Below are 18,276 nucleotides of genomic sequence, written 5' to 3'. Positions count from 1 at the left end.
GGCTTGCGCCCAACGCGCCGTCAATCGATCCGTCATGCCGAGCGCACGGACGATTTCCGCGTTGCGCTGGGTCGCATCGGCCAGCACCTGCCGCTGCGCGTTCATGTCCATCGCCGCCTTGGTCGCCCCGCGCGAGATCCGTTCGGTCACCAATGTCATGGCAATGATGGCTGCGGTGCCGAGCATCGCCGTGAAGCCGATCAGCGGGTGAAACAGAAACAGCCCGATCAGAAATATCGGAATCCACGGCATGTCCAGGAACGCGGTCGGTCCCATCCCTGACATGAAGGTGCGCACCTGGTCGAGATCGCGTAGCGGTTGCTGCATCAGGACCGGCTTCACCCCGCGCAGCGGCAGAGTGGCGAGCGCCGAGTGGATCGAGGCCTGCAGGCCCGCATCGAACAGCGTTGCGATCCGGCTCAGCATCCGCGATCGCATCGCATCGAAATATCCCTGCACCAGATAGGCGAACAGCACCATCAAGGAGAGGCCGAACAGGGTCGCGAGGTTACGACTCGGAATCACCCGATCGTAGACCTGCAGCATATAGATTGAGCCAGACAGCATCAGGATGTTGATGACGCCGCTGAACACGGCGACGCCGATCATGCGGCGCGCGCTGGAGCGCAGCGCGCCGGTGACGGGATCGTCTCCGGCCAGCTTCGACAACAGACCGGAAACGGCGCGGGGCGTCGGCGCTGCCCGCGCTCGGTCCTGTGCCTGACCCTGAGCGATACTCATTGAATTGCCCTTCGACCCGCGCAACCGCCGGGCCTCCCTGCAAGTCTCCTTGACGCGCGATGCGGACCATTTTTCGGCGAGAATGCGACGAACACCGATTGTTCGAGTTCGTGCGTGGGTAGAACGATGGCAAAGGCTTCTTGCCGCCCGTCCGACGTGCACGACGACCAACAGGATTCCGTTACGAGCGGGCCGATGCCTCGAACCGTCGCAACAGGCACGGAAAAACGCCGCTTTATCCCCGTCTCGCGCACGCCGGCTTCGCCGTTTTTCGGCGCGGCGAGCGTCATGGATTCGTCCGTCTATAACCTTGCTTCGGCGCTTATTGGTCGCCGTGTCGGCCGAATGACGCCACGAAGCTCAACGATCCTTCACCGTGCGCACATCCTGCTCCCTGGCGGGTGCCCGCGCACACGTCATGAATCGACTGGACGACAGGGGACGAACAAATGGCTCGCTTCGAAGGACATCAACCCGACGTTGATCTCGATCTCCCGATCGATGACGTCGCCAGTCCGCCAGTCGCGCCCCCATCGCCGACGCTGCCCGAGGAAACGCCGCCGGCCAACCAGACCATGGCGCGACCGGTCGGCTCGAGCTTTTCGGACCTCAGCGCCACCTTCAACGGCATGGCCCGGCAGCCGATGGACGCCTCGCGGCAAAGCGCCATCGACGACGGCAGCCAGGGAAGTAGCAGCATTGCACTCCACACCAACAATCTCACCGCGGTGCAGAACAACCTGCTGGCCGAGCTCAACACAGGGCAGTTTTCCGGCGCCGCGCTCGGCCATGTTCAGGCGGTCTTGTCCGACATCACCAGTGCCATTTCTGCGGCCAACGCCGCGGTGAGCGTGGCGGGCTCGTCCGCTAACGCCGCCGCAGCACAGACGCTTCGCGCCAGCCAGCTCAGCATGATCAATGCCGTCAGCACCGATCCCGTGCTGGCGAATCCGACGCCGCCGGCCACACCGGTCGAGCCTCCGGCGGCCGCCACGCCCCACAATCTCGCGGAGATCGGCGAGATGTTCGACAACGTGGCCAGTCAGATCCTTGGCGGGGTCAATGATGCCAACCGGGCAGAGATCACCGATGACATCAATGCCGTGATAGCGGACATGCAGGCGCTGATGAAGGCCAGCCCGGAACTGTTCGAAGGGCTGACCGGCGTCCACGCCGATACGATCGTGCAGCAACTCCAGCTCGAACTCGCTTATATCAACGACCCCACGATCAGCCCCATTGCGGCACAGGCCAGCGCCGACAACATCCTCGACATCATCGAGATCGTTCACGGCGACGCCAAGCTGGCTGACATGGCGACGCAGGGCGGCGTCAGCGGCTTCTCGCCGCTTTCCGACGCCACCGGTGCGACTCCGAAACTTCTCGACAACGACGTGCAAACGGTGGTCGTGGCCAACTTCATCGCGCAGTCCAATTCGCTTGGAAAGCAGGCGATCGAGCTGGTGGGCAGCCAGGACGCAGAAGCCATTGCCACGCTGATCGGCGATCTCAGGGCATTCGAGAAGAGCGTCGCCGATTTGGACGCGCACCAGGGCGGCATGCTCGGCGCCGAGATAGAAGCGATGATCAAGGGATTGCAGACCGGCAACGCGGCCCTGGTCACGGCGGCTGCGGACCAGATGCACGGCAACGCGGCCGATGTCGGCGGCAACAATATCCCTGTCACCGGTGGCACCTACAATCCGGACGGCTTGACAGTCGCCGAGGTGCTGGGGACGCCGGTCGTTGAGACGCCCGTAGCCGAAACTCCAGCGGCCGCGCCCGGTGTGCAACACACCGCGGCCCCCACCATCAGCATCGAGCCGGTGACGCTTGCGACGGCCGACGTTTCCATCGCCGGTGTGGATCAAGCTCACTCGGGCATGCCGGAATTGGCACATCATTTACATCACACCTGGGGATAGCGGCGCGCGGCGCGGCCTCCAGCGCCCCCGATGTTCCGGGGACACTGGAGGCCGATACATTATATCAAGAAGCGCGTTCGCCGGTTCGGCTCACGCGGCGGGCACAAAAGAGCTGTTCACCGGCCGATGCCCGTAAACAACGATCTTGGAAGATGGTCTCAACAACGGCTTGAGCGCCATCATGGATAATGGCAGCGACATCGGCGGTCGGTGGGATTCGGCGCCACCGGTTGCTGCCCGGAAGTGAAGTAGCGGGGCGTATGCGTGCGGCAGCGTAAGACGGATTATGGGACCATTATTCTGCACTGGACGTTCGTGGCAGCATTCGCCGTTGCGCTCGTTACCGGTCTGCGCATTGCGACGGAAACGCCCGACCGAACCTGGATCAACTGGTTCGATGCCGTATTGCCGCGCGACAGCGTATGGATCGCCCATATGCAGGCTGCCGTCGTCCTGGTCGCCGTGGCGATCGGCTACATCGTCTACATGGTCCGCTCCGGCCTCGGACGCCGCGTCCAGCTCGACAAGGTCCGGCTGCGCGGCTTGTTCGGCCGTGGACAGGCCAGGTTGAGCGCCGTGATCGCGCTGATGTACTGGATTTTCTTCATCACGATGTCCGGACTGCTGATCAGCGGCGGCCTGCTCTATTTCGGCTTCTACTCCGGCTACGACGTGGCAATGCTGCATTGGGTGGGGACCTGGGTGATCCTCGCCTTTGTCGCCCTGCATGTCCTGACACAGTTCAGGAGCGGCGGCGCCTCGCAACTGCTGCGCATCTTCCGTCCCGCTCCCCTGCCCGCGCCGCCGCCGAAGCTCGATGCCGTCGAACTCCTGGGGATGCTCGCCGAACAGTCGGCGCGCCTGCCGGACTCCGAAAAGGCTGACACCCCCGAGGTCCCGTCCCACCCGCTGCAGCCGCGCGCCGAGGCGCGCCGCGATCAAGGCGAGCCGGCATCACGAGCGCCGAAATCGCGAAACCCGACGCTGCAGGCCAATGCGTTCGTCGTGGCGGCCGCCGCGGCGATCACCGGCGCCTCGCTGCTCGTGGCGACCGATCGGCTGGCGGTGGATAGCGTGCAGATTCGCCGCATCAGCCCCGCCGACGCCCCCGTCCTCGACGGCGACACCTCCGATCGCGCCTGGCGCGGGGTCAAGCCGTTCTCGCTGCTCACCGGAGAAGGCGGAAATTTCGACGGCAAGGGCGAAACCAGGATCGAGATCCGCGCGGTGCATGACGGCACCTATGCGTATTTCCTGTTCACCTGGGAAGATTCGACGCGCTCGCTGAAGCATCTGCCGCTCGTCAAGGAAGGCGATGGATGGCACCTGTTGCATTCCGGCTTCCAGATCGGCGACGAACATCAATACAACGAAGACAAGTTCTCGGTGCTGCTGACCACCTCCGACGTCACGCTGGCGGGCGGCCGAACCTTTCATCCCGGGCCGCAGCCGGTCGCCGGCGCGCCCGCGACCATGAGCGGCCGCGGCCTGCACTACACGGCAACCGGCTATGCCGACGTCTGGCAGTGGAAGGCGACGAGCAGCGCGAGCGGATGGATGGACGATGCCCATTTCGGACCGCCCGTCGATCCGACCCCGATGCAGGCGGCGAATATCGTTCCCTACAAGGGCGGCTTCGCGCCCGACCCGGGAGCGGCAAACTACCGCGACAATTTCACCGTCGAGGCCGATACCTCAGGCGGCCCGCGTCGCAGCCGCCTGATCGCCCCGCTGCGCCTGCCGAAAGCCGTTGCCGACACGACCGCCGCGATGGGAGACATCGACCTCGACCCCAATCACGGCGAAAGCGACGGCGCGCGCTGGTTCATGACCGAACAGGATTCGGTGCCCTATTCAACCAGCATCGACGCCCGCATCCCGATAGGGACCGTGATCCCCGGCGTCATCTTGAACGGTGAATTTTCCGGCGACCGCGCCGACATCAGAAGCGCAGCCCGCTGGGCTTCCGGGCTTTGGGCGCTGGAGGTGAAGCGCCGGCTCGACACCACAAGTCAATTCGACGTGCCGATCAGAAGCGGCGTCTTCATGCGGGTCGCCGCGTTCGACCACAGCCAGATCAGACATACAAGGCACGTCCGGCCCATTCGTATCGAGGTGGAATAAATGCCGAAAATTTGCAAAGTCACCATCAACAACGAGCCGTTTCTGGCAAATTGCGGCGAGCTTCTGCTCGATTGGGCGCTGATGAACGGCGTCGATCTTCCGCACGATTGCCGCTCCGGAATCTGTGGCGCCTGCCGCGTGCGGAAGGTCGACGGCCAGGTGTTCGGCGGCCATAGCCCGGGCGACGACATGATTCATGCCTGCCAGGCCCGGATCGTCTCCGATCTCGAGATTGCGATCGAGGCCGCGCCCGAACCGGTGGCGTTGTCGGCGGAAGTGGCGCAGACCGTTCAGCTCGCCCCCGACGTCGTGGGCGTCGACATCGAGCTGCCGAAGCCGCTCGACTATCTTCCCGGCCAGTATTGCAAGCTGCAGTTTCAGGGATTCCCGGCAAGGTCCTACAGCCCGACCTATCCGCTGGAAGGACCTCCCCATGATCGCATTCTGCACTTTCATATCCGAAAGGTTACGGACGGACAGGTGTCCTCGGCGCTCGGCCGTGAAATCCGCCCCGGCCACCGCGTCAAACTGACGGGACCGTACGGCCGCGCCTTTTTCAGGCCGGACCATTCCGGGCGCATCGTGCTCGTCGCCAGCGGCACTGGCTTTGCGCCGATGTGGTCGGTCGCGGTCGCCGCCATCATGGAGCAGCCGCAGCGCGAGATGGTCTTCATCGTACAGGCCCGCAGCATCCGCTCGCTCTACATGCATGCCGCGCTGTGCCGGCTGGCGCTGTTTCCCAACGTCACCCTGCTCCCGATGGTGTCGGAGCCGCAACAAATCTCGCACGCCATTCAAGGCGGCCGGCCGACCGATCATTTGCCGAAGCTCACGCCTGATGACGTGGTCTATACCGCGGGCGCGCCGGCGATGACCGATGCGGTGGCGCGGATTGCAAAGGCGGCGGGCGCCCAATGCTACACCGACCCGTTCGTTCAGCAGGCGCGGACGGTGGAACAGGCAGGCCTGATGTCGCGCCTCACCGGATGGCTGAGCGAGCCCAAGAGCGGGTCTGCCCCGCTGCAACCGGCACAACGGGCAGCGCCGATGCCGCGAGGCGTGGCCGCGGTCGGAGCTGGCAACCGCTAGCCGGCCCTGGAAATCACGCTACGGGAGACAGCAGCTGCTCGCATCCTGTCCCCGCGATGATCGACGACACCGCTTGCCGTGCATCGCCGTCGAGCCTGGCGTATTCCTCGCCGATCCACTTGATACATTTGGCCTGATACGGGAACGGCTCCTGCACCCATGACAGGCCGTCCACTTCAGTCTCGACTGTTTTGGCGCCCTGGATGACTGCTTTGGCATTTGCCAGCATCACCGGGACGTAGACCCGGCCCATTTCGACGAACAGATCCCTCAGCGTCGCCGGAATGGCGTCGCGCGATATCCAGTCGGATTCGGTGGGTTCGACGCCGGAGAGATCTTCGAGCACTTCGGTCCAGGCGAACAGGCGCGGCGCCTCGCTGAGCGTGATCGCCGTCGGCGTCGGATCGAACCGCGCCAGTTGGGTCAACTGGCCATAGGCCGCGAAATCCGATGTGCCCGGCCGCGCGCCCATCAGGAACGGCTGATATTCCAAATGGCGCTTCATGGCGCCGAGATAGCGGCGAAAGCTCGCCTCGATGACGGGCGCGGTGACGTCGTTCGAGCCGACGACGTAGAGGCGCGAGATCTGCCGGTCCTTGATGAAGGCCTTCATCGGCGCAAGCACAGCTTCGGTCATCGGCTTCACCGACCAGCGCGGCAATATTTCCCCGGCCTGATCCGCATCTTGAGGAAAATGCCAGCGATAGTGAAACATCGCCTTGGTGAGCCACTCATCGGCAAAATCCTCGAGCAGATAATCGAGGAAGGCGATCGCCGGGTCTGACGGGACGAGCTTACGATCGGGATAGTCGTGCTCGAAGCGGCGCAGCAGCGGCGTCGAATCGACGACCGCCTCGACCGAGCCGTCTTCCTTGGTGAAATAGAATGTCGGAAGCAGTTGCGGTTTTGGCTTGGGCAGATCGGTCGGCGTACGGTGCGAACCGACCAGAAGACGATAGGGAATGCGGCGATAGCGCAGCGCTGCCAGCATCTTGCGCGTATAGGGCGAACCGGGCGCTCCCAGCAAAAGCAAAGGCGATGACATCGTGCTTCCCCCCGTTTCTCGTTTGGCATCGATACTGCCAACAACAAGACGGGCCGAGAAGCCATACGGATGGGATTGACCGGCTGCTTTCAGCCTGAGATCGCTGCGATATACCGCCGGACGGACATTTCGAACGCCGACTTGGCGTTGTCTGCGATGTTGCGGTCCCACCATGCGCCGTAGATGCGGTCGAACGCCAGCGGCTCGACCGCGCGTGCGATCCGGCGTACCGCCGTGGCGTTGAGCGGAATGTAGTTCGGATAGCTGTACATGAAGCTGAGGGAGCGGCGGTCCATCGCCACCATCGCGACGTCGCCGGTGAGCAGCGCGCCCTTCCCTTGTGCGCCCGCGCGCCAGTGCAGGATCGTGCCGCCGGCGAAATGTCCGCCGGTCCGCACCAGCAGGATATCGTCCGAAATCCGATGGCTGTCACCAGTCCATGGCACGATGGCCGGATGGGGACGCGTGACGAAGGCGCGATCGTCGCCATGCAGATAAATCGGTACGCCACCGAACGCCTCGCTCCAGTCGGCGACCGCGCCATAATAATGCGGATGCGAGACAGCGATTGCCTTGAGGCCACCGAGCGAGCGGACATAGTCGATGCCTTCTCTTGTCGCCAGCGGCACGCAATCCCACATCACGCAGCCATCGGCCGCGGGCACCAGCAGCGCGCGCTGCCCGATCGCGAAACCCGGCTGCATGCTGATGCCGGGAATGCCGAGATCGTCACGCCAGACGAGCTTGTAACGTTTCGCCAATTTCTCGCGGGTGATCCACGTCTGGCCTTTCCAGTTCACATACTGCCGCTCGTCCTCACAGACGGGGCACGCGGCGGGCGGCTCAGCGGTTTCGGGAAACTGGGCGCCACATTGTTCGCAAGTCCATAGCGGCATCGGCGTACTCCCATCCGATAGAGTGGTAACGCAAATGGAGCGATCGACCAACGGCCAGCCAGGCAGGGCAAATCGCCGCCCTGTCGCTGTCGCCGCTTCGCCGAACGCGATGCGACCGGGCAAAAACCGCAGCATTTCGGTAACTTACGGGAGGGTTCGGTATTGCGGCCCGGATGGACGGCGGATAGGCTTCGCTGGAAGTCCAACCGGATGGACGGGTTCCGCGAAGTTTGCGCCGGCGCCACCGTCATCATCCCCGGTCGGTCTGACCTGGGAACATTCTGCTGCGACCGATTTTATTCGGGATACCATCTTCATGAGGCGCAAGCTCGCCGCAATTCTGGTAGCCCACATTGCCGACTACGGCAGGTTGGTCGCCGATGACGAAGAAGAGACGCTGCGGCGATTGGCGTCCTGTCGATCCGCCATCGACGACCTCATTGCGACGGGGGGCGGCCGCATTTTCAATACCGCGGGCGACGCGCTGCTTGCGGAATTCTCCAGCGCGGTCGAGGCGGTACGCTGCGCTATCGATATCCAGGAAAGCCTGCGCACGCGGAATCTCGCTTATCCGGGCAGCCGGCAGATGAGCTATCGCATCGGCATTGGCATCGGCGACGTGGTTGAGCGTGAGGGCGATCTGCTCGGCGATGGCGTCAATATCGCCGCTCGCCTCGAAGGCCTGGCCGAAGTTGGCGGCATCTGTATTTCACGCGCGGTGCATGAGCAGGTCGCCAACAAGCTGTCCGCGCGATTTATCGACATCGGCGCGCGGAAGGTGAAGAATATTCCGGCGCCGGTTCATGCCTATATCGTGGCGACGTGGAACGATGACCATTCTTATGGAGCGCCGCAGCCGACAAGAACAAGATCGGCCAGGTGGCTTTCAGTCGCCCTCATTGGCGCCTTCACGCTATGCACTGCAGTCTTTGCTTACTTTCTTGCAACCCAGAGGCCTGACGGTAACCCTTTGCCAAGCTCAACTGCTGCCGTGGCATTGCCGCCGGTGTCGACGACCCCACCCCCGACATCGTCATCACCGACGACATCGCCAACGCCGGCTCCAGCCATCCGTCGCACCAGTTCGACTAAAAACGAATCGGAGGTGACAAAGCGTTCCTTTCAATCCTGCAAGGATCTTGCGGCCCAACGCGGTTGGGGTAACAACGAGACGCCCGGAAAGACGGCCTTTATCACCGCGTGCATGAAAGGCGATCTTTGATCGAGATCGACGTCTGCTTTCGCGTTTCGTCCAATGGCTGTGGCAAATCTTGCCAGGTTACTTGAGCGCTCCGTTGATCAAATGAGCTAGTACCCGATCGCCGCGCCGTCGCTGCGCGGATCGGCACCGCCGCTCAGCATGCCGTTCTGCCCGTCGATCGTGATCCCATGCGCGTGGCCGGCCATTTCGTTCCAGGCGTCCCAGCGGTTGATGGCGTGACCGCGCTGCGCGAGGGCATCGATCGTACCGCCAGGAAATCTGCCCTCGATATGCAGCGTGTCGCGCGCTTCGCCGAGGCCGAAGCGGCCGGAAAGGAATCGCGGCATCTCGATCGCTTCCTGGATGTCGAGGCCGAAATCGATCATGGCTGCATAGAGCTGCATCTGGATTTGCGGCTGGCCATCCGCACCCATGCAGCCGAGCACGCTCCAGAGTTTTCCGTCGCGCTTGGCCATCGAGGCAATCAGCGTGTGCAGCGGGATCTTGCCGGGTTCGAGGCGGTTGGGGTGGTTGCGATCCAGCGAGAAATAGGCGCCGCGATTTTGCAGAATGACGCCGGTCTTTCCCGCGACCACGCAGGAGCCGAAGGCGCCATAGAGGCTCTGGATTAGCGATGCCGCGTTGCCGTCGCGGTCGACGGCGGCGATATAGACCGTATCGCCGGACAGGCTGCCGTATGACGGCACCATGTCCCATCTCAATGCCGACCTTCCGTCGATCAGCCGGCCGCGCAGGTGCGCGTATTCCTTCGATATCAGCCGTTCGACCGGCACCTCCGCAAAGGAGGGATCGGCAAGCACCTGATCGCGGTCGTGATAGGCGATCTGCTTGGCCTGCACCAGCAGATGGACATGGTCGGGCCCGAGGAAATCCTTTCGGTGCAGTTCGTGCGGCTCGACGAGATTGAGCATTTCGAGCACGGTAAAACCCTGCGTCGGCGGCGGCGTGTTGAAGATGGTGACGTCGCGGTAACGGCCAACCAGCGGCGCGCCCCAGACGGCTTTTTGCCGGCTGAAATCGGCTGACCGGAACAGGCCGCCGTTCTCCGAAAAGCGCGCCATCTCGGCGGCAACCGGTCCCTGATAAAAGCCGGACCACCCACCATCCGCGATCGACCGAAGGGTGCCCGCAAGGCTTGCATTGGTGAGTTTGGTCCCCGGCCGCGCGGCCACGCCTTGCGGGAAGAACAGCGCGGCGGCTTCGCGATCACCCAGCAGATCATCGCGCATCATCTCGATGAAGCTTGCGAGGCGGCCGGTCACTGGAAAGCCATCACGGGCATAGGCGATGGCGCTTTCGAGCACGCGCCGGAGCGGCAATCGCCCATAGGCCGCGTGCGCCTCGGTCCAGCTCGCCACCGCGCCCGGCACCGTCAGCGTCGCCGGGACGATGCCCCGCAGTGGGATTTCGTTCAGCCCCCGCTGCTCGATCGATAACAGCGTGGCGCCCTCCGCCGCCTTGCCGCCGCCATTGAGGTAGCGGATCTCGCCGCTGGAGCCATCGTGGATGAGCCAGAACGCGTCGCCGCCGAGACCGGTCATGTGCGGATAGACCACCGCGAGTACGCTGCTCGCCGCAATCGCGGCATCGATCGCCGAACCTCCGGCGCGAAGCACGTCGAGGCCGGCCGCAGAGGCAAGCGAATGTGGCGACGTCACCATGCCGTTCGACGCCAGCGTGACGGGCCGGCCGGTACGAATATCCAATTCAAGCCCCCGATTATGCCGAGCCGTCAGACGGCAATCAGGCGCGGATCCGCCGGATCATGTAATTGTCGTAGGTGGCCTCGCAGACCTGATGCCACTGATACTGTTCGTTGCGGAACGCGATCGTGGAATCGTACAGCGCCTTGAACTTCGGGTTCTTGGCCGAGACCTCGGCAAACAATTCGTTGGTCGCCTTGAACGACGCGTCCAGAATGTCGTTCGAGAATGGCCGCAGTTGCGCACCAGCCGCAACCAGGCGCTTGATGGCGGCGGCGTTGCGCGCGTCATATTTGGCCGTCAGGTCGGCCGCGACCTGGCCGGCGGCAATCGTCACCATGTTCTGGTAGAGTTTTGGCAGCTCCGCCCATTTCGCGCTGTTGATATAGAGGAAGCCGTTCGCGCAGCCTTCCCACCAGCCGGGGTAGTAGTAATAGGGCGCGACTTTCAGGAAGCCGAGCTTTTCGTCGTCATAGGGACCGATCCACTCGGCGGCGTCGATCGTACCTTTCTCCAGCGCCGGGTAGATATCGCCCGGCGGAATCTGCTGCGGCACGATGCCGAGCCGGCTCAGCACCTGCCCCGCCACGCCGCCGACGCGGAATTTCAGGCCCTTGAGATCGTCGAGCGACTTGATCTCCTTGCGGAACCATCCGCCCATCTGCGCGGTAGTGTTGCCGAACGGAACGCCGTAAATACCGAACGTGCCATAGAGCTCGTTGAGCACGTCGAGGCCGCCGCCATAGGCGAGCCAGGCGTTCATCTGGCGCGTATTGAGACCGAACGGAACGGCGGTGCCGAACGCGAATGCCAGGTCCTTGCCGATGTAATAGTAGGAAGCGCTGTTGCCCATCTCGACGGTGTTGTTCGCCACCGCATCGAAGACCTGAAACGCCGGCACGACCTCGCCCGGACCGTACACGCTGATCTGGAACTTCTGATCCGACAGATCGGCGATCGCCTTGGCAAACATGTCGCAGGCGCCGTAGAGCGTATCGAGCGTCTTCGGAAATGACGTGGTCAGGCGCCAGCGCAACGCCGGAGCGGACTGGGCGATGGCCGGCGCGGCGATCGCGGTGGAGGCGACAGCGGCGCCGGCGGCCGTCTTGAGGAGCTTCCTGCGATTCATGGTCAGTCTCCTTATCTGGTGAAATGAAGAAAAGAACCCGCGGGACCCGTCAGCCGCAACACGGCCCCTCGTCGCGGTTGTCACGGCTCGCGCTGTTACGGTCGGGCGGCAGGTCCATCGCCGGATTCTCGGCAAAGAAGCCGTTCGGCTTCAAGGTGAAGCCGACATATTCGACCGGCATCACCGGAAAATCCTCCGGCCTGCAGACATGGGTCGCGCCAAAGCTGTGCCAGACCACAATGTCCTCGTTCTCGATGGCGCGGTTCTGGGCAATGTATTTCGGCAGACCGTCGCCGCCGGCGTGCTGGTTCGGAAACTCGCCGCTCGCATAGCGCTCATCGGGCGCGAAGCGCGTCACCCAGACGTGCTTGGTGGCAAATCCGCCGCGCGAGGTCATGTAGCAGCCCTCCTGCGCCAGCATCGCGGGCGCGCTGTGCGCTATGAGCTTATACGCCGTCGGGCCGCCGACGCTGTTCTTTTTGTTGGGATTGGCGATCTTCCAATAGCGCCCGGTGCGGCCGTCGGCCTCGCGGGCGGCGTCGCGCTCGCGCGAGAGCGTCCGGGCCGTGACGTCGAACACGTTGCCGTATGGATTGTCCGTCCCCCACGGCCGCGGGTGGAATTCGTGTTCGGTAACGGTGTTGCCGTCACCGTCAAGCATCATGTGCAGGCGGGCGTTGAAGAAGTGCTGGTGGGTCGGTCCGCCCAAATTTTCAGCGACCATGCCGCCCCACGGATAGCCCTCGCCCGCGGCGATCGCCGCGGTCTGGATGATGCCGGTCAATTTGACTTCGAGCTGGATGGTGCCGTCCTGGTAAAAATACCAGAAGAAGCCGTAGTCGTAATTGCCGACGGTGGTGAAGAAGGAGATCACGAGGCGGCGCGAGCGGCGGACCTCGAACGTCTCGTTGCGGAACTCATAATGCTTCCAGAGGATCCCGTAATCCTCTTCATGCAGGCAGATCGCATTTTTCATGACGCTCGGCTTGCCGTAGTCATCGGCAACCGGCACATCGAAATAATGGATGTGGCCGAGGCAATCGCAGCCCAGCTCGAGCGCGTTGGCGAGCTTGCCCAGTCCATACTCGCCGGCATCGAAGGCGCATTTCCAGAAATGGTTGGCGGTCGGATCGGCATAGGGCACGATCATGTCGGTGACACTGGCGCGATAGATGATCGGCCGCTCGCGCTCGCCATCGCGGAAAGCGATCTGGTGCAGCACCAGGCCTTCGCGCGCGGTCCAGCCGACGCGGAATGACCAGTTCTGCCAAGAGACCTTCCAGCCCTCGACCGTAAAGCTCGGGCCTTCCTTCTGCACGATGTCCAGCGGCTTGACGTCCTTGCGCGTCTGCGGGATCGACGCCCGGTCGTAGTTGCGTGATTTTTTCGGGATCGGGATGATGTCTGCTTCATCGACCAGATGGACGATCCTGTTCTCGATCAGGTCGACCAGCGCCACCACGCCCTCGATCGGGTGAGCATAGCCGTTGTCCTTGAGGTCCCTGCGCCAATACGACACCGCGCTGACGAGCCGGCGGCCCTTCTCCACCTCGCGGTCGAAATAGCCGGCCGAGAACGGATCGACCTGAACCAGCTCGATGTCCTCGTCATCGAGGCCGCGCCGCTTCATCGCGCGGCGCCAGTCCGCGTCGGCCTTGACGATGTCGCCGACCTTGAACACCTCCTCGATGGTGATCGGCGGCTGGCCGTAAGGATGGGCCTTGGTCGAATGCTCCTGCCACGCCGTCACCGACTTTGATTCAAGGTCCACCGTGGCGACATGCGTCGCGCCGGTCTTGCAGTCGAACAGGGTGGCGGCGGCCCGCCGTGGGAGTTCGGCCTCCGGCATCCAGCCGAGAACGTCGGATTTGGCCGGCTCCTCGAGCTGGACATGGGTAAATCGCGTATCCGGGCCGAGCTTCTTGACCCGCTGCAATATGTCTGATGCCAGCGCGACCTCGGCCTCGCTAAGCGGATCGAGCGGATGAACGACGTCTGCCAGGGCGAAAGGTTTTGTGCGTGCCATATCGGACCGGATGGATAGGGTTCGGAGGCAGGCTAGGCCGCTCCGCTCCGGGCGTCTTGAATGAGCCTGCCAACTCTGGCCCTTGCCAGACCCACCGGTGATGGGCGACGCTGCGGCGCCACACAGGGAAGCCAACCCCGCGCGATGCCAATCAGCGTCTCCACCGACTCGATCCGCCCGACCGAACGGGCGGCCTATTGGACCGAAGCGATCTGCCGGTCGTTCGCCCATGTCGAGACCCGGCCGCTCGGCTCCGCAGTGGTCAGCGGCCATTTCGAATTCGTCGAGATCGGCGGGGCGAAGCTCGTCCGTTTCGACTCGAGCCCGCAATGCTACACCCGCGATGCCAGGCTGGTGAGCCGGGCCGGTTCCGACGAATTCATGTTCGATTTTCAGCGGCGCGGCCGAAGCGCGATGGTGCAGGCCGGAAACGAGGGCACGATCGATCCCGGCTATGGCGTGCTCTATGATGCGCGGCGCCCGTTCGAGGATCGGCTGTTCGGCCCCGAACAGCGCGTGGAACTTTTGATCGCGACCGTCCCCGCCGCCGCGCTGTTGCGGTCCGTTCCCGGGGCGGAGCGGTTCTGCGCCAGGCCGGTGCCGCTATCCGGGACGGTGGCGCGTTCGATTGCCGCGCTGTTTCGCGACGCGATTTCCCTATCCGATGCGCCAACGCGACAGAGCGAGCCCGATATCATTGCCTATCTGTCGGCCCTGCTGCGTCTCGCCGCCGGCGCCAGCCATGCGCTGTCCCGGCCTGACCTGTTCGGCCTCATCGATACCTATCTGAGAGCCAATATCGCCGCCATCCGGCCGGTGCCCGCGCTCGCCGCCGAGTTCGGCGTTTCCGAGCGGACCTTTCATCGCATCTTCGCCGACCGCGAGACGACATTCGAACGGCACGTGCTTCATCTCCGCGCCGAACTGTTTCGGGACCTCTTGCGGCAGACGTCGCTGGCCAACGTTCCGATCGCGCGGCTTGCGCATCAGTGCGGTTTTGCCGATGCCGCCCATGCCACGCGCACGTTCAAGGACAGGTTCGGCACGACGCCGCGGGAGTTTCGCGCAAGCGCGGTCGGCTAGGCCGCGCGATGATAGCCGCGATACCAGGCCGCGAACTTCTGGATGCCATCCTCGATCGGCGTCGCCGGGCGAAAGCCGACGTCACGCACGAGGTCATCGACGTCGGCATAGGTCGTCGGCACGTCACCGGGCTGCATCGGCAGCAATTCCTTGTTGGCCTTGCGCCCAAGCTCCTGCTCGAGGACATCGAGCACATGCAGCAATTGCTGCGGCTTGTTGTTGCCGACATTATAGATGCGCCAGGGAGCGGCGCTCGATCCCGGGTCCAGGGCGCCGCCGAGGCCGAGCTTCCCGCCTTGCGGGGCGCGATCGATCAGCCGGATCAGCGCTTCCGTCACATCGTCGATATAGGTGAAGTCGCGAAGCATCCGGCCGCCATTGAACAACTTGACGGGATCGCCGCGGACGATCGCGTCCGCGAACACGAACAGCGCCATGTCGGGCCGATACCATGGGCCGTACACCGTGAAAAACCGCAGGCCGGTGCACGGGATGCCGTAGAGATGGCTGTACGAGTGCGCCATCAACTCGTTGGCCTTCTTGCTCGCGGCATAGAGGCTGATCGGGTGATCCACGTTGTCATGCACCGAAAACGGCAGCTTCCTGTTGGCGCCGTAGACGGACGATGACGACGCGAACAGCAAATGACGGCAGCCATTGTGCCGACATCCCTCCAGAACATTGGTGAAGCCGACCAGATTGGCGTCGACATAGGCGTGCGGATCCTTCAGCGAGTACCGCACGCCCGCCTGCGCAGCCAGATGGATGACGACGGGAAACCGATGGCGCGCGAACAGCGCCGGTATCGCAATGCGATCCGCCACATCGAGTTCTTCGAACTGAAAGCGCGGATCGTTGCGGAGGATAGCAAGCCGGGCCGCCTTCAGTTTCGGATCGTAGTATGAATTGAGGTTATCGATCCCGACCACGCGGTGGCCGGACTGCAATAGCCGCTGCGCCACGTGGAATCCGATGAATCCCGCGGTCCCCGTTACCAGAATTGCCTGATCCGCAATCATCATATGCGAGTATCCTTCAGTCAGCCGAGCTCATGACAGCTCGTGTTCTTCAGTACGCCACCGATTTCGGCCGCCCCACGCCGCAATAGAGAAAGCCGTTCCCCTCCACTTCCTCCGGAGAGTAGATGTTGCGCAGATCGACGATGACGGGACAGGCCATGATGGCGGCCAGCTCCCTGAGGTCCAACGCGCGGAACTGCTCCCATTCCGTGACGATGACGAGCGCGTGGCAGCCCTTGGCGCAGCGATAGGCGCTCTCGCAGAAGGTGACGTTCTCGAACACCTTCCTCGCCTGCTCCATGCCGACGGGATCGAACACGCGCACCTCGGCGCCCATGTCCTGCAGCGCAGTAATCAGTGGAATCGACGGTGCGTCGCGCATGTCGTCAGTCTCGGGCTTGAAGGTGACGCCGAGCACCGCAATGGATTTGCCGCGGATGTTGCCGCCGAACGCGTTGGCGACCTTGCGCGCCATCGCCCGCTTGCGCTGGTCGTTGACGGCGACCACCGTTTCGACGATGCGAAGCGGCGATTCATTGTCCTGGCCGGTTTTGATCAGCGCCATCGCGTCCTTTGGAAAGCAGGAACCGCCGAAGCCCGGGCCGGCATGCAGGAATTTCTGGCCGATCCGGTTGTCGAGGCCGATCCCGCGCGCGACTTCCTGCACGTTGGCACCGACCTTTTCCGCGAGATCCGCGATCTCGTTGATGAAGGCGATCTTGGTGGCGAGGAAGGAGTTGGCGGCGTATTTCGTCAGCTCCGCGGTGCGGCGGTCGGTATAGAGGATCGGGGACGCGTTGAGGTGAAGCGGCCGGTACACCTCGGCCATCACGCTGCGGGCGCGCGCGTCATCCGTTCCGATCACGATCCGGTCGGGGTGCTTGAAGTCGCGGATCGCCGCCCCTTCACGCAGGAATTCAGGATTGGAGACGACGGCGACGCTAGCGGCCGGATTCTCTTCGCGGATGATGCGTTCGACCTCGTCGCCCGTTCCAACCGGAACCGTCGACTTGGTGACCACCACCGCCCGATCGGGAAGCGCGCCCGCGATCTCGCGCGCCGCCGTGTAGACATAGGACAAATCGGCATGGCCGTCGCCACGTCGCGACGGCGTGCCGACCGCAATGAACACCACGTCCGCCTCGCCGACCGCCGATTTCAGATCGCTCGCGAACGACAGGCGGCCCTGGTCGACATTTCGTGCCACCAGTTCGGCAAGTCCGGGCTCGTGGATCGGCATCTCTCCGTCGTTGAGGCTTGCAACTTTTTCCGCGTTGCTGTCGATGCAGACGACCTGATGCCCAAAATCGGAAAGGCACGCGCCTGACACCAGCCCGACATAGCCGGCGCCGATCATTGCTATATGCATTACGGTTCCTGTCTGGAAAGCCGCGCGGCCCGAGGCCGCGTCGGCGGGATAGGCGAAACGACGAGCTAGCTGCTCAATATCGATTCGCCGTCGAGATGGCGGGGAAAGAAAAAGAAGTTGTTGACGTAGAACTGCCCGTCCTTGCGACCGCCATCCGGCCGTAACGCATCGGCATCCTGAAGCGTTCCAGGATCGAACGCCTCGACGTCAATCACCTCGTTACCCTTCAGGAAGAATCCCCGATAGGATTTACTGCGGAAGAACTCGAACACCGAGCGCGTCGCCGCGGCGCGGTGGCGGTCTTCCGCCTCCACCAAGAAAACCGGCTGGCACCGCTCCAGGAGTTCGACGGCGCCGTTGAGGACGTTCAACTCGTGGCCTTCGACGTCGATTTTCACGAACGCCACGTCCTGATTGATCACCGCGTCGAGCCGCGCGATCGGCACCTGGGCGGAGATCATTCTGGCCGACGGCTCGGCTCGCGCCTCCAGCGAGGCAAGACCATAAACAAGGCCGTCTTCGCCTTGCGGTATGAACAATTCGGCATCGCCGTCATGGTCCGACAGCGCGATCTCGTGAATGCTGACGTTGCGCGCCGAAGTCCGGCGCAGGAGTCTCGCCATCTGCTGCGATGGCTCGAAGGCATGGACCTGCCTGGAAAGGCGCGCCAGCCGCCGCGTGTAGAGACCGCAATTCGCGCCGACGTCGACCGTCACTGCGTCATCGGGGATCACCTTTTCGAGATACGACAGTTCCCGCTCCGCCGATTTGGGGCGCTTCATGAAATGCCACTGCAGCCAGATCGAGGGAAACGCGTCCTTCACCAGCTCCTTCACTTGCTGTTTTGCGCTCATGGCCGCCTCCTTTGGTGTCGCGCGCACGCCCCTTGCTGCGGCATGCGCCGT

The 18,276-nt window shown here is 63.5% G+C and carries 14 protein-coding genes and 1 pseudogene; 5 read left to right on the top strand and 10 right to left on the bottom strand.

The window, feature by feature from the left end; all coding sequences use genetic code 11:
* Together CQ14_RS46285 and CQ14_RS43615 are read right to left on the bottom strand one after the other, a co-directional pair.
* Positions 1 to 741: type I secretion system permease/ATPase (locus CQ14_RS46285; protein ID WP_488230446.1), on the bottom strand; the 741-nt coding region annotated here is incomplete at its 3' end.
* Positions 738 to 1,031, bottom strand: a complete 294-nt coding sequence (locus CQ14_RS43615) for a hypothetical protein (protein WP_156435031.1) — start codon at positions 1,029 to 1,031, stop codon at positions 738 to 740. The genes CQ14_RS46285 and CQ14_RS43615, both read right to left, overlap by 4 nt.
* A 285-nt stretch (positions 1,032 to 1,316) precedes the next feature.
* Here CQ14_RS43615 and CQ14_RS15935 point away from each other — a divergent pair, with 285 nt between their 5' ends.
* The 3 genes from CQ14_RS15935 to CQ14_RS15925 all read left to right on the top strand — a co-directional run bounded on the left by CQ14_RS15935 (position 1,317) and on the right by CQ14_RS15925 (position 5,879).
* Complete coding sequence (locus CQ14_RS15935) at positions 1,317 to 2,666, top strand: hypothetical protein (protein WP_156435029.1); 1,350 nt, start codon at positions 1,317 to 1,319, stop codon at positions 2,664 to 2,666.
* 264 nt (positions 2,667 to 2,930) lie between these two features.
* On the top strand, positions 2,931 to 4,790 hold the full coding sequence (locus CQ14_RS15930) for an ethylbenzene dehydrogenase-related protein (protein ID WP_057858787.1): 1,860 nt from the start codon (positions 2,931 to 2,933) through the stop codon (positions 4,788 to 4,790).
* Complete coding sequence (locus CQ14_RS15925; RefSeq protein ID WP_057858786.1) at positions 4,791 to 5,879, top strand: 2Fe-2S iron-sulfur cluster-binding protein; 1,089 nt, start codon at positions 4,791 to 4,793, stop codon at positions 5,877 to 5,879. It abuts the gene before it with no gap.
* Between the two features lie 13 nt (positions 5,880 to 5,892).
* Here the strand turns inward: CQ14_RS15925 and CQ14_RS15920 are convergent, their stop codons facing one another.
* Both CQ14_RS15920 and CQ14_RS15915 read right to left on the bottom strand, forming a co-directional pair.
* A complete protein-coding gene (locus CQ14_RS15920) occupies positions 5,893 to 6,924 on the bottom strand; it encodes a glutathione S-transferase family protein (RefSeq protein WP_057858785.1) in 1,032 nt (343 codons plus the stop codon).
* Positions 6,925 to 7,013: 89 nt separating this feature from the next.
* The gene (locus tag CQ14_RS15915; protein ID WP_057858823.1) at positions 7,014 to 7,820 is read right to left on the bottom strand and encodes a hypothetical protein; all 807 of its coding nucleotides are present in this window, start codon (positions 7,818 to 7,820) and stop codon (positions 7,014 to 7,016) included.
* A 316-nt stretch (positions 7,821 to 8,136) separates the two neighbouring features.
* Here CQ14_RS15915 and CQ14_RS43610 point away from each other — a divergent pair.
* Positions 8,137 to 8,641, top strand: a pseudogene (locus CQ14_RS43610) (adenylate/guanylate cyclase domain-containing protein); the annotation flags it as partial.
* A gap of 487 nt (positions 8,642 to 9,128) precedes the next feature.
* On the opposite strand, the gene ggt reads toward CQ14_RS43610, so the two are convergent.
* The 3 genes from ggt to CQ14_RS15895 are packed head-to-tail and all read right to left on the bottom strand — an operon-like array spanning position 9,129 to position 13,900.
* Positions 9,129 to 10,748 carry a gamma-glutamyltransferase gene (gene ggt, locus CQ14_RS15905; RefSeq protein ID WP_057858784.1) on the bottom strand — a complete coding sequence of 540 codons (1,620 nt, stop codon included), beginning with the start codon at positions 10,746 to 10,748 and terminating at the stop codon, positions 9,129 to 9,131.
* A 37-nt stretch (positions 10,749 to 10,785) separates the two neighbouring features.
* The gene (locus CQ14_RS15900) at positions 10,786 to 11,874 is read right to left on the bottom strand and encodes a TRAP transporter substrate-binding protein (protein ID WP_057858783.1); all 1,089 of its coding nucleotides are present in this window, start codon (positions 11,872 to 11,874) and stop codon (positions 10,786 to 10,788) included.
* A 49-nt stretch (positions 11,875 to 11,923) separates the two neighbouring features.
* Positions 11,924 to 13,900 (bottom strand): primary-amine oxidase, encoded by a 1,977-nt coding sequence (locus tag CQ14_RS15895; protein WP_057858782.1) that lies wholly within the window; start codon positions 13,898 to 13,900, stop codon positions 11,924 to 11,926.
* Between the two features lie 144 nt (positions 13,901 to 14,044).
* Between CQ14_RS15895 and CQ14_RS15890 the strand changes: the two genes are divergently transcribed.
* A complete protein-coding gene (locus tag CQ14_RS15890) occupies positions 14,045 to 14,983 on the top strand; it encodes a helix-turn-helix domain-containing protein (RefSeq protein WP_057858781.1) in 939 nt (312 codons plus the stop codon).
* Here the strand turns inward: CQ14_RS15890 and CQ14_RS15885 are convergent.
* The 3 genes from CQ14_RS15885 to CQ14_RS15875 all read right to left on the bottom strand — a co-directional run bounded on the left by CQ14_RS15885 (position 14,980) and on the right by CQ14_RS15875 (position 18,225).
* A complete protein-coding gene (locus CQ14_RS15885; protein ID WP_057858822.1) occupies positions 14,980 to 15,999 on the bottom strand; it encodes an NAD-dependent epimerase in 1,020 nt (339 codons plus the stop codon). The two genes, CQ14_RS15890 and CQ14_RS15885, sit on opposite strands and share 4 nt — an antisense overlap.
* Before the next feature lie 52 nt (positions 16,000 to 16,051).
* Positions 16,052 to 17,371: a UDP-glucose dehydrogenase family protein gene (locus tag CQ14_RS15880; protein WP_057858780.1), complete on the bottom strand. Its 1,320-nt coding sequence runs from the start codon at positions 17,369 to 17,371 to the stop codon at positions 16,052 to 16,054.
* A 65-nt stretch (positions 17,372 to 17,436) separates the two neighbouring features.
* Positions 17,437 to 18,225, bottom strand: coding sequence for an FkbM family methyltransferase (locus tag CQ14_RS15875; RefSeq protein WP_057858779.1), 789 nt, complete (start codon positions 18,223 to 18,225; stop codon positions 17,437 to 17,439).
* Between the last annotated feature and the right edge of the window lie 51 nt (positions 18,226 to 18,276).

Source organism: Bradyrhizobium lablabi (genome assembly GCF_001440475.1).
Classification (GTDB): Bacteria; Pseudomonadota; Alphaproteobacteria; order Rhizobiales; family Xanthobacteraceae; genus Bradyrhizobium; species Bradyrhizobium lablabi.
Note: the sequence above shows the minus strand (reverse complement) of the source record. Positions and strands in the feature narration are given on the sequence as shown.